The organism is Mycolicibacterium psychrotolerans (assembly GCF_010729305.1).
Lineage (GTDB): Bacteria > Actinomycetota > Actinomycetes > Mycobacteriales > Mycobacteriaceae > Mycobacterium > Mycobacterium psychrotolerans.
Genome location: NZ_AP022574.1, coordinates 3,731,840 through 3,748,130, shown reverse-complemented (window position 1 = coordinate 3,748,130; position 16,291 = coordinate 3,731,840). Strand labels below are relative to the sequence as shown.

General features: G+C 69.1%; 11 protein-coding genes and 1 riboswitch. All 11 genes read left to right on the top strand.

Going from position 1 to position 16,291, the window contains the following annotated elements:
• Positions 1-11 precede the first annotated feature (11 nt).
• The 11 genes from G6N45_RS18300 to G6N45_RS18250 all read left to right on the top strand — a co-directional run bounded on the left by G6N45_RS18300 (position 12) and on the right by G6N45_RS18250 (position 16,222).
• Positions 12-344 carry a small basic family protein gene (locus tag G6N45_RS18300; RefSeq protein WP_057147014.1) on the top strand — a complete coding sequence of 111 codons (333 nt, stop codon included), beginning with the start codon at positions 12-14 and terminating at the stop codon, positions 342-344.
• Between the two features lie 79 nt (positions 345-423).
• Entirely contained in the window at positions 424-1,143 is a 720-nt protein-coding gene (locus G6N45_RS18295) for a DUF881 domain-containing protein (protein ID WP_163728635.1), read from the top strand.
• Positions 1,144-1,179: 36 nt separating this feature from the next.
• Positions 1,180-1,575 carry a glycine cleavage system protein GcvH gene (gene gcvH / locus G6N45_RS18290; RefSeq protein ID WP_163723537.1) on the top strand — a complete coding sequence of 132 codons (396 nt, stop codon included), beginning with the start codon at positions 1,180-1,182 and terminating at the stop codon, positions 1,573-1,575.
• Between the two features lie 145 nt (positions 1,576-1,720).
• The gene (gene garA / locus G6N45_RS18285; RefSeq protein ID WP_057147102.1) at positions 1,721-2,191 is read left to right on the top strand and encodes a glycogen accumulation regulator GarA; all 471 of its coding nucleotides are present in this window, start codon (positions 1,721-1,723) and stop codon (positions 2,189-2,191) included.
• 30 nt (positions 2,192-2,221) lie between these two features.
• Positions 2,222-2,968: a transcriptional regulator FtsR gene (gene ftsR / locus G6N45_RS18280; protein ID WP_163723536.1), complete on the top strand. Its 747-nt coding sequence runs from the start codon at positions 2,222-2,224 to the stop codon at positions 2,966-2,968.
• A 94-nt stretch (positions 2,969-3,062) separates the two neighbouring features.
• Positions 3,063-3,557: a bifunctional nuclease family protein gene (locus tag G6N45_RS18275; protein ID WP_043409225.1), complete on the top strand. Its 495-nt coding sequence runs from the start codon at positions 3,063-3,065 to the stop codon at positions 3,555-3,557.
• 215 nt (positions 3,558-3,772) lie between these two features.
• Entirely contained in the window at positions 3,773-4,396 is a 624-nt protein-coding gene (locus tag G6N45_RS18270; RefSeq protein WP_163723535.1) for a MerR family transcriptional regulator, read from the top strand.
• Positions 4,397-4,438: 42 nt separating this feature from the next.
• Positions 4,439-4,537, top strand: a riboswitch (glycine riboswitch).
• 166 nt (positions 4,538-4,703) lie between these two features.
• Positions 4,704-7,565 (top strand): aminomethyl-transferring glycine dehydrogenase, encoded by a 2,862-nt coding sequence (gene gcvP / locus G6N45_RS18265; protein WP_163723534.1) that lies wholly within the window; start codon positions 4,704-4,706, stop codon positions 7,563-7,565.
• A gap of 102 nt (positions 7,566-7,667) precedes the next feature.
• Complete coding sequence (locus tag G6N45_RS18260) at positions 7,668-8,372, top strand: thioesterase II family protein (protein ID WP_163723533.1); 705 nt, start codon at positions 7,668-7,670, stop codon at positions 8,370-8,372.
• Positions 8,373-8,939: 567 nt separating this feature from the next.
• On the top strand, positions 8,940-10,718 hold the full coding sequence (locus G6N45_RS18255) for an AMP-binding protein (protein WP_163723532.1): 1,779 nt from the start codon (positions 8,940-8,942) through the stop codon (positions 10,716-10,718).
• Positions 10,715-16,222 carry a type I polyketide synthase gene (locus G6N45_RS18250; protein WP_163723531.1) on the top strand — a complete coding sequence of 1,836 codons (5,508 nt, stop codon included), beginning with the start codon at positions 10,715-10,717 and terminating at the stop codon, positions 16,220-16,222. Before G6N45_RS18255 ends, G6N45_RS18250 begins: the two co-directional genes overlap by 4 nt.
• Positions 16,223-16,291 lie beyond the last annotated feature (69 nt).

The following is a 16,291-nucleotide window of genomic DNA, read 5'->3' as shown; positions in this document are numbered from 1 at the left end:
GGCATATCCGGGTGATCGGCATCATCGCGCTCGCCGTCGGCATCGTGATCGGGGTGGTTTTCCACCCCAGCGTTCCCGAGGTGATCCAGCCCTACCTGCCGATCGCCGTCGTCGCCGCACTGGACGCGGTGTTCGGCGGTCTGCGGGCCTACCTGGAGAAGATCTTCGACGCCAAGGTGTTCGTCGTGTCGTTCGTGTTCAACGTGCTGGTGGCGGCGCTGATCGTCTACGTCGGCGACCAGCTCGGGGTCGGCACGCAGCTCTCCACCGCGATCATCGTCGTCCTCGGGATCCGGATCTTCGGCAACGCCGCGGCGCTGCGGCGGCGGCTGTTCGGGGCGTGACGTGACCGAGGAGCATCCGCCGCACAAGCCCGCCGACCACTCCGCCCACCACGCGGCCGACCAGCACGGCCGCCACGAGATGCCGCCCGACGCCCGTCCCGCCCCGCGCAGCGGGCGGCGCGTGTTCGGCGTGCTGGCGGTGCTGCTGTGCCTGGTGCTCGGCGTGGCGATCGCCACCCAGGTGCGTCAGACCGATTCGGGCGACTCACTGGAAACCGCCCGCCCGGCCGACCTGCTGGTGCTGCTGGACTCGCTGCAGCAGCGCGAGGCCGCGCTGAACTCGGAGGTCGCGGACCTGCAGCGGACACTTGCCGAACTGCAGGCGTCGGGCAGCAGCGACCAGGCCGCGATCGAGAACGCCAGGGCGCGGCTGGCGGCGCTGTCGATCCTCATCGGCACCGTGCCCGCGACCGGGCCGGGGGTGACGCTGACCATCACCGACCCCGCGCCGGGCGTGGCCGCCGAGACGATGCTCGACGTGATCAACGAACTGCGCGCAGCGGGTGCCGAGGCGATGGAGATCCGCGGCGGGCAGGCGTCCGTGCGCATCGGCGTCGACACCTGGGTGGTCGGCCCCGCGGGTGCGCTCGTCGTCGATTCGGCCACGCTGAACCCCGCGTATTCGGTTGTGGCCATTGGAGATCCGCCGACGCTGGCGGCGGCGATGAACATTCCCGGCGGAGCGATGGACAGCATCGAACGCGTGGGCGGGACGATGGTGGTACAACAGTCCGACCGGGTCGACGTGACCGCCTTGCGGCAACCGAAACCGCGCCAATACGCTCAGCCCGTCAAGTGACGTGACCGTCAGGTCGCACGAGAACCAAGGAGCACCGTGACCGAGATTCCCGCCGACCTGTCCTACACCGCCGAACACGAGTGGGTGGCGCGCAACGGCGACGACACGGTCCGCGTCGGCATCACCGACTTCGCGCAGTCCGCGCTGGGCGACGTGGTGTTCGTCCAGTTGCCCGACGTCGGCACCGAGATCAGCGCGGGGGAGTCCTTCGGCGAGGTGGAGTCGACGAAGTCGGTGTCGGATCTCTACGCGCCCGTCACCGCGAAAGTCGTTGCCGTCAACGGTGATCTGGAGTCCAACCCGCAGCTGGTCAACTCCGATCCGTACGGCGAGGGCTGGCTGGTCGAACTGCAGGCCGACGGCGAGTCGCTGCGCTCCGCGCTGGACGCGCTGCTGGACGCCGAGGGCTACCGCGCCCACGTGACCGAGTAGGTGTTGTTAGGGTCGGTGCGACCAGGATGCGGATCCGGCCGTGGTGGACACAACGCGGTCCACTGCACGGTACGGTCGACACCAGCGGAGCGACGGCTGGATGTCCCGGCCGGATACCGCCACAGCAGCCAGTGAGGAGCAGCGGGTGACGGAAAAAGACTTCAACTCGGGGGCCGACTCTGACGAAGTCACCGTGGAAACGACATCGGTCTTCCGCGCCGACTTCCTCAACGAGCTCGACGCGCCGCCCGCAGCGGGCGGCGAGAGCGCGGTGTCCGGCGTCGAAGGGCTGCCGGTGGGGTCGGCGTTGCTGGTGGTCAAGCGGGGACCCAACGCGGGGTCGCGCTTCCTGCTGGACCAGCCCACCACGTCGGCGGGCAGGCATCCGGACAGTGACATCTTCCTCGACGACGTCACCGTGAGCCGTCGACATGCGGAGTTCCGCCTCGAGGGCGGCGAGTTCCAGGTCGTCGACGTCGGCAGCCTCAACGGCACCTACGTCAACCGGGAGCCCGTCGACTCCGCGGTGCTGGCCAACGGCGACGAAGTGCAGATCGGCAAGTTCCGCCTGGTGTTCCTGACCGGACCCAAGGGCGACGACGGCACCTCCGAGTAACCGACCACCCGACCGCGGCGGCGATCTGCCATGACCCAACCCGAGACCCCGGCGCTCGCCGGGATGTCGATCGGGGTCGTGCTGGACACGCTGCGGTCGGAATTCCCCGACGTCACGATCTCCAAGATCCGGTTCCTGGAGGCCGAGGGGCTCGTCACGCCGCAGCGCACCGCGTCGGGGTACCGGCGCTTCACCGCCTACGACTGCGCCCGCCTGCGGTTCATCCTCACCGCGCAGCGCGACCACTACCTGCCGCTGAAGGTGATCAAGGCCCAGCTGGACGGGCTGCCCGACGGTGAACTGCCACAGAGCGGTTCGGCATACGCCGCCCCGCGGCTGGTGCAGGTGGGCGGCTCCGACGGCGCGGACGCGGTGCTGCCGACCGCCCCGACGCAGGCCCGGCTCAGCCGGGAGGCGCTGCTGGAACGCTCGGGCGTCGACGAGGAGTTGCTGAACTCCCTCGTGAAGGCGGGCATCATCACGCCGATCTTCAAAGGCGCGGGAACGGCGTTCTTCGACGAGCATTCGGTCGTCATCGCCCAGTGCGCCCGCGCGCTGGCCGACTACGGCGTCGAACCACGCCATCTGCGGGCATTCCGGTCGGCCGCCGACCGCCAGTCGGATCTGATCGCCCAGATCGCGGGCCCGGTCGTCAAGGCGGGCAAGGCCGGTGCGCGCGACCGTGCCGATGACCTGGCACGCGAAGTCGCGGCCCTGGCGATCACGTTGCACACGTCGTTGATCAAGTCAGCCGTACGCGACGTTCTGGATCGCTGAGGACTAGACTCGATTCGACGGCTTCACCGTCGCGTCCGGGCCGTCGACAGGACCGGACGGAACAGGGCAACACCGGTGCGGAGGGCAGGCACACATGGGTGAGGTTCGCGTCGTCGGAATCCGCGTGGAACAGCCGCAGAACCAGCCCGTTCTGTTGCTGCGGGAGTCCAACGGCGACCGCTATCTGCCGATCTGGATCGGGCAGTCCGAGGCCGCGGCCATCGCCCTGGAACAGCAGGGGGTCGAGCCGGCCCGCCCGCTGACCCACGACCTGTTCCGTGATGTCATTGCCGCACTTGGTCATTCACTCAAGGAAGTACGCATCGTCGATCTGCAGGAAGGCACGTTCTACGCCGACCTGATCTTCGACCGCGACATCAAGGTCTCGGCGCGGCCGTCGGATTCGGTGGCCATCGCGCTGCGGGTGGGGGTACCGATCTACGTCGAGGAGGCCGTGCTCGCCGAAGCCGGGCTGCTGATCCCCGACGAGAACGACGACGAGGCCACCGGCGCCGTTCGCGAGGACGAGGTGGAGAAGTTCAAGGAGTTCCTCGACAGCGTCTCCCCGGACGACTTCAAGGCAACCTAGGACTGCCACCTAGCACCGATTGGTCACGGATGCGTCTCGTCGCGCTCGACACGCGGGGCGAGTTTCCGGCACCGCCACGACGGGCAGCCATACTTGGTCCCGACGGGCAGTCAGGACAGGCGTCCGAGCGTATGCTCGAACGAAGTTCGGGCTGGGATAACGTGCGCCCACGCAGGTCAGGCGACGCGAGTTCGATCGGCGAGAGGATTCGACAAGTGGGAGACACGCCCCGCCAGGAGCAATTGGATCTGAGCACCGGCTCTCCTCAGGCGGACCCTCTTCCCCGGGTGGCCGCCGAGCCGGTGCAGGCCGGGTTGTTCCCCGACGACTCGGTGCCCGACGAACTCGTCGGCTACCGCGGGCCCAGCGCCTGCCAGATCGCCGGGATCACCTACCGGCAGCTCGACTACTGGGCCAGGACCTCACTGGTGGTGCCCTCGATCCGCGGCGCCGCGGGGTCGGGCAGCCAGCGGCTGTACTCCTTCAAGGACATCCTGGTCCTCAAGATCGTCAAACGGCTCCTCGACACCGGCATCTCGCTGCACAACATCCGCGTCGCCGTCGACCATCTGCGCCAGCGCGGCGTCTCCGATCTGGCCAACATCACGCTGTTCTCCGACGGCACCACGGTCTACGAGTGCACCTCGGCCGAGGAAGTGGTGGACCTGCTGCAGGGCGGTCAGGGCGTCTTCGGCATCGCCGTCTCGGGCGCGATGCGGGAACTGACGGGCGCGATCGCCGACTTCCCCGGTGAACGTGCCGACGGCGGCGAATCGATCTCCGCGCCGGAGGACGAGCTGGCGTCCCGACGTAAGCACCGCGACCGCAAGATCGGCTGATCGGGCGAGCGCGAAACGGGGCCGGTAGACTCGGGCCCGCATCGCCCTCTCGCGGGAGAGTTCCGTGGCCGCCAGCCACGGACGCCGAAGGAGCAACACCTCTCCGTCAACCTCTCAGGCACCCCGGACCGCGACAGGCCCCGATGCCTCTGGAAAGCGGTGCACCGCACCCGCCCATGGGGAAAGGGCATCTTGACCCGCGTCGAGGTGGCCGAATCTCTCAGGCCGCCCGGACCGGGCCGACGACAGAGGGGGAGGAGCCGCTCTGCGTGCGCTCCTCGCGCCCGAACGTCGGGAGACGTCCTAAGTGTCTGATCAGCCCACCCCCACCGAGCTCGCCTTCGTCGACCGTCACATCGGCCCGGACGCCGATGCCGTCGCCACGCTGCTCACCACCATCGGCGTCAGCTCCCTCGACGAACTGGCCGCCAAGGCGCTGCCCGCCGGCATCCTCGACGCACTGACCGGCGACGGCGTGGCCCCCGGCCTCGACCACCTGCCGCCTGCGGCCACCGAGGCCGAGGCGCTGGCCGAGCTGCGGGCGCTGGCCCAGTCGAACACCGTCGCGGTGTCGATGATCGGCCAGGGCTACTTCGACACGCTCACCCCGCCGGTGCTGAAGCGCAACATCCTCGAGAACCCGGCCTGGTACACCGCCTACACGCCCTACCAGCCCGAGATCAGCCAGGGCCGGCTCGAGGCGCTGCTGAACTTCCAGACCATGGTGACCGACCTGACCGGGCTGGAGGTGGCCAACGCCTCGATGCTGGACGAGGCCACCGCGGCCGCCGAGGCGATGACACTGATGCAGCGCGCGGTGCGCGGATCCGGTCGCCGCCTCGCTGTTGATACCGACGTCTACCCCCAGACCGCGGCCGTGCTCGCCACCCGCGCCGAGCCGCTCGGCATCGAGATCGTCACCGCCGATCTGCGCCTGGGCCTGCCCGAGGGCGACTTCTTCGGCGTCATCGCCCAGCTGCCCGGCGCCAGCGGCGCCGTCGACGACTGGAGCGACCTCGTCGCGCAGGCACACGAGCGCGGCGCCCTGGTGGCGATCGGCGCCGACTTGCTCGCGCTGACCCTGATCGCCCCGCCCGGTGAGATCGGCGCGGACGTCGCGTTCGGCACCACCCAGCGGTTCGGGGTCCCGATGGGCTTCGGCGGTCCGCACGCCGGCTATCTGGCGGTGCACGCCAAGCACGCGCGGCAGCTGCCCGGCCGGCTGGTCGGGGTGTCGGTGGACGCCGACGGAGCGCCGGCCTACCGACTGGCGCTGCAGACCCGTGAACAGCACATCCGCCGCGACAAGGCGACCAGCAACATCTGCACCGCGCAGGTGCTGCTGGCCGTGATGGCCGCGATGTACGCCAGCTATCACGGCGCCGACGGCCTGCGCGCGATCGCCGGCCGCGTCCACGACAACGCCCGCGCCCTGGCCGGCGGCCTGTCCGAGGCCGGCGTCGAGGTGGTGCATCCCGCGTTCTTCGACACCGTGCTGGCCCATGTGCCGGCCCGGGCGCGCGAGGTCGTCGACGCCGCCAAGCGCCGCGGCATCAACCTGTGGTTCGTCGACGCCGACCACGTGTCGGTCGCCTGCGACGAGGCCACCACCGACGCGCACGTCGCCGACGTGCTCGCCGCGTTCTCGGCGGGGGCCACCACGGTTCCGGCCGCCCGCGCGGGTGCGGACATCGCAACCAGAACCTCGCAGTTCCTGACCCACCCGGCGTTCACGTCGTACCGCACCGAGACCGCGATGATGCGGTACCTGCGGTCGCTCGCCGACAAGGACATCGCGCTGGACCGCAGCATGATCCCGCTGGGATCGTGCACGATGAAGCTCAACGCGGCCGCCGAGATGGAGCCGATCACCTGGCCGGAGTTCGGCCGCCAGCATCCGTTCGCCCCGGCCTCGGACACCCCGGGCCTGCGCCGGCTGATCGCCGATCTGCAGGCCTGGCTGACGGGGATCACCGGGTACGACGAGATCTCGCTGCAGCCCAACGCCGGATCGCAGGGCGAGTACGCGGGCCTGCTGGCGATCCAGGCCTACCACATCGCGCGCGGCCAGGCCGGGCGCAACGTGTGCCTGATCCCGTCCAGCGCGCACGGCACCAACGCCGCGTCGGCCGCGCTGGCCGGCATGAAGGTGGTCGTGGTGGCCTGCCGGGAGAACGGCGACGTCGACCTCGACGACCTGCGCGCCAAGGTGGCCGAGCACGCCGAGCGGCTGTCGGCCCTGATGATCACCTATCCGTCCACGCACGGCGTGTACGAGCACGACATCGCCGACATCTGCGCCGCCGTGCACGACGCCGGCGGACAGGTCTACGTCGACGGCGCGAACCTCAACGCGCTGGTCGGACTGGCCCGGCCGGGGCGGTTCGGCGGCGACGTCAGCCACCTCAACCTGCACAAGACGTTCTGCATCCCGCACGGCGGCGGTGGCCCGGGTGTGGGTCCGGTGGCGGTGCGCGCGCACCTGGCGCCGTACCTGCCCGGACACCCGCTGGCCGAGGAGCTCTCCGACGAGCTGACCGTGTCGGCGGCGCCGTACGGTTCTGCGTCGATCCTGCCGATCACGTGGGCCTACATCCGGATGATGGGCGCGGCCGGACTGCGGTCGGCGACGCTGGTGGCGATCGCCTCGGCCAACTACATCGCCCGCCGTCTCGACGAGTACTACCCGGTGCTCTACACCGGAGAGAACGGCATGGTTGCCCACGAGTGCATCCTGGACCTGCGGGGGATCACCAAGGCGACCGGTGTGACCGTCGACGACGTGGCCAAGCGGCTCGCCGACTACGGTTTCCACGCCCCGACGATGAGCTTCCCGGTGGCCGGCACGCTGATGGTGGAGCCGACCGAGAGCGAGTCGCTGGCCGAGGTGGACGCGTTCTGCGAGGCGATGATCGCGATCCGCGCCGAGATCGACAAGGTGGGCTCCGGTGTGTGGCCGGCCGAGGACAATCCTCTGCGCGGCGCCCCGCACACCGCGGAATGCCTGACAGCCGACGACTGGCAGCATCCGTACACCCGTCAGGAGGCGGGTTATCCGCTGGGACATGGGTTCCGGCCGAAGGTGTGGCCGCCGGTGCGCCGTATCGACGGCGCGTACGGCGACCGCAACCTTGTGTGCTCGTGCCCGCCCGTGGAAGCGTTCGCCTGACGACGATGCGCCGAGGAACGAGGCGAGGAGGAGTCGGCAGTCGGACTCACGCCTGACGACGCGGGGGAGTAGATGACGAGGGGGAGAAGATAGGGTGGCCCGGTGACACAGCCCAGGTTGTTCATCTTCCCGCACGCGGGCGGGTCGGCGCAGTACTACGTGCCGTTCGCCAAGACGTTCACCATGGACATCAAGCGGACCGCGGTGCAGTACCCCGGGCAGCGCGGCAAGCAGGACTTCGCGTCGTTCACCAGCCTGCCCGCGCTGGCCGACGAGGTGGTGACGATGGTGTCGCCGGCCAAAGATCACGGCGGGCCGGTCTTCTTCTTCGGGCACAGCATGGGCGGCCTGCTGGCCTTCGAGGTGGCACGCCGGTTCGAGGCGGCGGGCCGGCCGATCGGCGCACTGTTCGTCTCGGCGGTCGCCGCGCCCGGCCACGTCGGCTACGAGGACATCCCCGACGACGACGACGGTCTGCTGGCCGCGGTCAGCTCGATGACGGGCGCCAACCCCGAGTTCATGAAGAACCCGGGGTTCGCGGCGGCGATCCTGCCGACGCTGCGCGGGCTGAAGGCGATCGCGTCGTACAGCTGCCCGCCCGAGGTGACGCTGTCCTGCCCGATCCACGCCTACTACGGGGACGACGACGAGATCGCGACGGCCGAGAAGGTGAAGCCGTGGGCCGACCGCACCGCAGCCGAATTCACCGCCACCGAGTTGCCGGGGCACCACTTCTACCTCAACGAGCACCTCGGTGAGGTGGTGCCCGATATCGAGGGCAAAATCCGGGCGCGTGCGGCCCGATAGCCTACGACACGGCTGTGGTCTTCGCCACACCTGCAGAGCCGTCGGCGGGAACCGTCATTTTCGGCAGAGCACACCCGCCGCGTCCGGGCGTCACGTGGCCGCGGGCCCGTCCACACGTCCCCGGACCTGCTTCTTACCGCCGGGTCAGGACCGAACACGACACGTCCGCGCAGATCTCGCAAACCTCTTACGCACAAGTCGAGACCAAAGGAGCATTGTATTCAGCAGCCCTGGTTAGCACCCCGCTTACCGGGCAGTTCTCCGTCCGAGCAACCCGGTACCCCGGAGTGAGGTGGGGCGTTTGTAGAGCTGGCAAAATTGCAGCGCCATCGGCGGGAATAAATTGCTAACCCGCGTTTACTCTCTGTGGGCAATACTTCCGCTGGTCGGCCCGCTTCCCGCTGGCAAGCTATTTGTGGTCTAATCCTTGGTCGGATCGCACAACATTTGTGGCGGGTCGGTGTTAGCCTTCGGGCGAGCGGGGGATGCGCGGCCACGAGCTGCGATTCGGTTTGCCAGACGGCAACGGGGCCGGGACGCAGAACTAATTGATGAAAGGACGTCGCCATGCCTTTGCTTGAGTCGACCATTCCCGGCCTGCTCGCCGACCGGGCCCGCACGCAGCCTGACGACGTGGCCTACACCTTCATCGACTACGACGTCGATCCGGCCGGGTACCGCGAGTCGCTGACGTGGGCCCAGGTCCACCACCGCGTCCAGGTCGTCGCCGAAGAGCTGCTGCGTCACGGATCCAAGGGCGACCGCGTCGCTATCCTGGCCCCGCAGAGCCTGGAGTACATCATCGCGTTCTACGGCGCCATGGCTGCCGGCTTCATCGCCGTGCCGCTGCCTGTACCTGCCCTGGGTCAGCTGGATGAGCGCGTGAACGGTGCGTTGAAGGACTGCCAGCCCGTCGCGGTGCTGACGACCTCGGCCGTCGTCAACGACATCATGACCTACGTCGGCGGTCTGCCCGTTGGGGTATCGCCCGCAGTAGTCGAGGTCGACGCGCTGGACTTCGACTCGCCGCGTACTGTCGAGATCAACGTCGGCCAGCTGCCCAAAACTGCCTACCTGCAGTACACGTCGGGCTCGACCCGGGCACCGGCTGGTGTGATCGTCACGCACCGGAACGTGATCGCCAACCTCGAGCAAATCTTTACCGACTACATGGAACACTGCGGCGGGGTGCCGCCGCAGGACACCACAATGGTGTCGTGGCTGCCCTTCTACCACGACATGGGGCTCATCCAGGGTGTGTTCGCCTCGCTGCTGTGCCCGCCGGACACCGGCGAGGAGAAGTGGGGTCGCTCCGCGATCCTGATGAGCCCGGTGGCATTCCTGCAGAAGCCGGCCCGCTGGATCCAGCAGCTCGCACTCAACCCGCACGCATGGTCGGCCGCGCCGAACTTCGCCTTCGAGCTTTCGGTCCGCCGGACGACCGACGCCGACCTAGAGGGCATGGACCTTGGCGGCCTGTTGGGCATCATCAGCGGCAGCGAACGCATCCACTCGAGCACTATCCGGCGGTTCAACGAGCGGTTCAAGGCATTCAACATGCCCGACACCACCATCCGGCCGTCCTACGGCCTGGCCGAGGCGACGCTTTACGTCATCTCCGCGCCCACCGGCCACAGCCCGGCGACGGTGCGGTTCGACTACGAGAAGCTCGCGGCCGGTCACGCCGAACGCTGCGGCACCGAAGCGGGCACCGAGCTCGTCACGTACGGTGAGCCGCGGTCCTCGACGGTGCGCATCATCGACCCCGAGACCCGCACCGAGAACCCCGACGGCAAGGTCGGCGAGATCTGGGTGCACGGCGACCAGGTCGCGTTGGGCTACTGGCGCAACCCGCAGCAGACCGAGCGCACCTTCGGCGGCGAGGTCGTCAACCCGTCGGAGGGCACGCCCGTGGGTCCGTGGCTGCGCACAGGCGACCTCGGCGTGATGAGCGAGGGCGAGATGTTCATCATCGGCCGAATCAAGGACATGCTGATCGTAGATGGCCGCAACCACTACCCCGACGACATCGAGGCGACCATCCAGGAGATCACCGGCGGGCGGGTCGCGGCGATCTCGGTGCTCGACGACACCAGCGAGCAGTTGGTCGCCGTCGTGGAGATGAAGAAGAAGGGCAGCTCCGAGACCGAGGCAATGGACAAATTGCGTGCGGTCAAGCGCGAGGTGGCCTCGGCCATCAAGAAAACCCACAGTGTGCGGGTGGCCGACCTGGTGCTGGTCGCACCCGGGTCGATCCCGATTACAACCAGCGGCAAGATACGGCGTTCGGCCTGCGTGGATCGCTACCGTCAGGACGAGTTCAGCCGTCTGGACGTCACTAGATGACCTCTGCTTTCGACGAGGACACCCTACGGAACTGGTTGGTCGACTACCTCGTCACCAACATCGGGTGCAGCCCCGACGGGATCGATGTCGACGCACCGCTCAACGACCTCGCGGTCGGGTCCAGCGATGCCGTCGTACTGACCGGTGAGCTCTCTGAGCTCTTGGGCCGCACGGTGTCCCCGGTCGAGTTCTGGCAGTACCCCACGATCAACGCGCTGGCCAAGTTCCTGACCGGGGGCGAGGTCGACATGGCCGCCGAGGTCACGCCGACGCACCGGCTCGCCGAGGATGCCATCGCCGTGGTGGGCCTAGGCTGTCGTTTTCCCGGCGACATCCACGGTCCCGACGAGCTGTGGGATTTCCTGTCCCAGGGGCGCTCCGCGGTCAGCCAGGTGCCGCCGACGCGCTGGTCCTGGTACGACGGCGACTCCGCCGAAGGCGCCGCCGCGCTGGCGGGCACCACACGGTGGGGTTCGTACTTGTCCGGCATCGACGAGTTCGACGCGGACTACTTCGAAATTTCGCCCAGCGAGGCCGACAAAATGGACCCGCAGCAGCGACTGCTGCTCGAGGTGACCCACGAGGCACTCGAATACGCCGGCATCCGGCCGGACGCGCTGCGCCACAGCCAGACCGGCGTGTTCGTCGGCGCCTGCCTGGGCGAGTACGGCGTGATGGCCTCCAAGGAACTGTCGGAAGTCAACGCATACTCTGGTACCGGTGGTGCGCTCAGCATCATCGCCAACCGGGTGTCGTACTACTTCGATCTGCGTGGCCCGTCCGTCACCGTCGACACCGCGTGCTCGTCGTCGCTGGTGGCCATTCACCTCGCCTGCCAGAGCCTACGCACCGGAGACTCCGACGTCGCGCTGGCCGGCGGCGTCAATGTGATCCTTTCGCCCGCTGTCACCCGCAGCTTCGACCAGGCCGAGGCGATGTCGCAATCTGGTCGTTGCCACGCCTTCGACTCGCGCGCCGACGGTTTCGTGCGCGGCGAGGGTTGCGGCGTGGCGGTACTCAAGCGGCTCTCCGACGCGCTGCGCGACGGCGACCGGGTGCTGGCCGTCGTGCGCGGTTCGGCGGTGAACCAGGACGGCCGGTCTAATGGTCTCATGGCGCCCAACCCGGCCGCGCAGATGGCGGTCCTGCGGTCGGCGTACGCGGCCGCAGGGATCGACCCCCGAGACGTCGACTACGTCGAGGCGCACGGCACCGGCACGCTGCTCGGCGACCCCATAGAGGCGCGCGCCCTGGGTACCGTGCTCGGACGTGGCCGTTCCGCCGATGCGCCGCTACTGATCGGGGCGATCAAATCCAACCTCGGACACACCGAGGCCGCGGCCGGCATCGCCGGCTTCGCGAAGGCCGTGCTGGCATTGCAGCACGGGCAGATCCCGGCGAACCTGGACTACCAATCGCCCAACCCGCATATCCCGTTTGACAACCTGCGACTCAAGGTCGTCGACCAGCCCACCGAGTGGACCCGCACCTCACATCCGCGCACCGCGGGCGTGTCGTCGTTCGGCTTCGGCGGCACCAACGCGCACGTCGTGCTCGAGCAGGCACCCTTCGGCGCCGCCGGGGGGCAGGACCTCAATGGCGCCAGCGCCGGCTCGGCGGTCACCACGCTGATAGTTTCCGGCAAGTCCCCGCAGCGGATCTCAACAACCGCGGGGACTCTAGCGGAGTGGATGGCCGGCGCAGGAGCGCAGGTACCGCTCTATCAGGTCGCGCACTCGCTGAACCACCACCGGGCCCGGCACACCAAGTTCGCGACTGTTTGCAGCCGCGACCGTGCGGGCGCGCTGGCCGGCCTGCGGGCGCTCGCTGACGGCCGGACCGCCCTCGGTGTGGTGACACCTCACCAGGGTGGGTGTCGTCCCGGCACCGTGTTCGTCTACTCCGGACAGGGCTCGCAGTGGACCGGCATGGGCAGGCGTCTGCTGGCCGACGAGCCCGCCTTCGCCGCGGCGATCGCCGAGCTGGAGCCGGTGTTCGTCGACCAGGTCGGATTTTCGCTGCAGCAGATTATCGCGGGCGCCGAGACCGTGACCGGCATCGACCGCATCCAGCCGGTGCTGGTCGGCATGCAGCTCGCGCTCACCGAGCTGTGGCGTTCCTACGGCGTGCACCCCGATGCCGTGATCGGCCATTCAATGGGCGAGGTTGCCGCGTCGGTGGTCGCCGGCGCGCTGTCGGTCGCCGACGGGCTGAAGGTGATCGCGACACGGTCGAAGCTGATGTCGCGCCTGTCCGGCCAGGGCGCGATGGCCCTGATCGAACTGGGCCCCGACGCGGCCACGGCGCTGATCGCCGACTATCCCGACGTGACCCTCGCGGTGTACGCGTCGCCGCGGCAGACCGTTATCGCCGGACATCCGGATCAGGTTGACGCCGTGATCGCCGCGGTTTCCGCCCGAGACCGGCTGGCGCGCCGGGTCGAGGTGGACGTCGCGTCGCACCATCCGACCATCGACCCGATCCTGCCCGAGTTGCGTGAGGCGCTGCAGGACCTGCGGCCCACCTCGCCCAACATTCCGATCCTCATCACCACCCGCGAGCACGACGGCCCAGAGCCGGTGTTCGACGCCGACTACTGGGTGGACAACCTGCGCAACCCGGTCCGCTTCGAGCAGGCGGTCTCTGCCGCGGGCGCCGAACTCGGCACGTTCATCGAGGTGAGTCCGCACCCGTTGCTGACCTACGGCATCAGTGACACCCTGGGCACCCTTCACCACCACAGCGTGCCGACGCTGGTGCGGGAGACCGCGGACAAGAGCGATGGGACTGCCGACGAGACGCTGTCGTTCCACACCCACCTGAACAGCACCTACACGACGAAGCCGCCGGTGACTGACCACGCAGCCGAGCCGCATCCGGTGTTGCCCACCACGCCATGGCACCACACCAGGCACTGGGTCGCCGCGGCGAAGACCGACCGGCGCGGACCGGCGGCACCGCGACCGGGAACCCTGCTCGGCGATCTGACGTCGGTGGCCACCAGCCCGCCCACCCACCTGTGGCAGGCCCGGCTGGTGCCGGAGGCCAAGCCGTACCCCGGATTTCATCGGATCCAGGGCGTCGAGGTCGTACCGATGTCGGTGCTGCTGCGTACACTGACCGTCGCGGCCGCCGAGGCGGGGGCGGCGGCGCTGTCCGACATGAGGTTCGACCGGCCCATCGTCTTGGACCAGGCCCGCGTCATCCAGGTCGTAGCCAGCGACAACACCGTTACGATGGCCTCGGCCCCGAGCGCGGACGCCCCGGCGAACCGCTGGGTCCGGCACGCGACGGCTCGCATCGCCGCGGTGCAGACCACCGGCAGTGCCCAGTCCGTGGACGTCACCGGCGCCACCGACTATGGCCGGTCGACCGTCGAGCAGTTGCAGGCCAAGTGGGGCATCGAGGGACAGCCCTTCCCCTGGACCACTCAGTCGTGCCGCGCCACCAGCGATGGCGTGCTGGCCGACGTGGTGTGGCAAGACGCCTCGGAGGTCGCGCTGCTCGACGCGGCGGTGCAGATCGCCCGGCTCGCCGACATTAACGACACACGCCTCCTGGTGCCGGCGGCCGTCGAATTTCTCTCGGCGAGGAGCGAACTGGCTGACCTCAGCGGAACGGTGGCGGTGCACCGCAAGCCCAACGGCGGGGACGACCTCCTCCTCGACGTCACGGTGACGATGCCCGACGGCAGCATCGCCGTCGACATCCGGGGTCTGCGCTACGTGGACGTGCAGGCCGGACCGTCGGAGTCTGCGCCGACAGACCCGCGCACCGTCGCCCACACGCTCGCCTGGCAGCCGTGGGACACCGAGCGGCACAGCGCCCCTGGTACGACACTTGCGGTCATCGGCAGCGGCGTCCTCGCGGCGGCGCTGCGCAGCGGTCTCGAGGCGGCGGGCTACACGGCCGCCGACGAGGCGACCGCGGCCTGCGTGCTGTACGTGCCGGACACCGAGTCCGCCGCCACCTCCGACGGCGATGACCTGACGACCGCCGCCCGGCTGTCCGGTGAGGTCGCCGCGCTGGTCGGCCGGCTCGCCGCGCGCGAGAACCGCGGGGACCCACGGCTGTGGATTGTCACCGAGGGCGTCCGCGACGCGGATTCGCAACACGCGTTACGGCAGAGCTGCCTGTGGGGAATCGCAGGAGTAATCGGGGCTGAGCACCCGCACCTGTGGGGCGGTCTGATGGACCTGCCGTCGGCCGGTGTCCCGGCCGCTGCCGTGTCGGCCCTGACCGGCATCCTGCCCGCTGCGACGAAGTCGATCCTTTCCCTACGTGACGGACAACTCTTCGCGCCGTCGCTGGTGCCGCTGTCCGGCGAACCCGTCCGCGAGGCACTGCGGTGCCGTCCGGACGCGGCATATCTGGTCACCGGCGGGCTGGGCGCGCTCGGCCTGCTGACCGCCGCGTGGCTGGCCGACCGGGGCGCGCGTCGCATCGTGCTTGCCGGGCGTACGGCGCTGCCGCCGCGCCGCCGGTGGGACGACGACGATCTGGACGAGGACACCCGACGCAAGGTCGCCGCGCTGCGTGCGCTTGAGGTACGCGGAGTGGCCGTGGAGGTGGCCTCGCTCGACGTCGGCTCCCGCGAGGCGCTTCAGGCGCTTCTCGACAGGCGCGACGATCAGGGCGCGCCGCCGATCCGCGGCGTGGTCCACGGCGCCGGACTGACCGACAGTCAGCTGCTCACCGACATCGACGACGAGCGGCTCCGTCGGAATCTGTGGCCGAAGGTGGCAGGCGCCCAAGCGCTGCATGAGGTGTTCCCGGTCGACACCATCGACTTCCTCTATCTCACCGCGTCGGCGGGCACAGTGTTCGGTGTCCCCGGGCAGGGCGCCTATGCAGCGGGCAACGCGTACCTCGACGGGCTGGCGCGCACCCGCCACCGGCAGGGCGGCGTTACTACAAGCCTCGACTGGGTGGCTTGGCGCGGGCTGGGCTTCGGTGCCGACGCACAGGTCGTTATCGACGAACTTGCCCGTCACGGGTCACGGCCGGTCGACCCGGCCGAGGCTTTCGCGGCGTGGGAGTACGCGAGCAGGTTCGGCGTCGCCCACGTCGTGATGGCACCGACAATATCGACGGACGACGGGTCCGAGCAGGTCCGCGGACCGGAACGGGCGTGGTCGCAGATGTTGCCGGAGGAGGTCATCGCCGCGCTCGAGACGGGTCTGCGGGCCATCCTGGCCACCCAGCTGCGCATCGGTGAGGAAGAGGTCGACTCAGACCGACCGCTGGCCGAGATGGGACTCAACTCGGTGATGGCGATGTCGATCCGTCGCGAGGTCGAAACGCTCGCCGGTATCGAACTGTCAGCCACAATGCTGTGGAACTACCCGACCATCGGCGCGCTGGCGGCTCACCTCGCGGAGAAGGTGGCGCCCACGCCGACCACGGACGCCGAGGGCAACGCCGATGACGACACGGGCGCCGATGCGGGTGACAGCCTGCTCGACTCGCTCTTCGACAGCGTTGAGTCAGAAACAAATACGTGATGCCTACGATGTTCTGCCGGCCCTTCACCGCGAGCGCCCGGCAGCTTCATCGCAATGGCCGAGTCGACC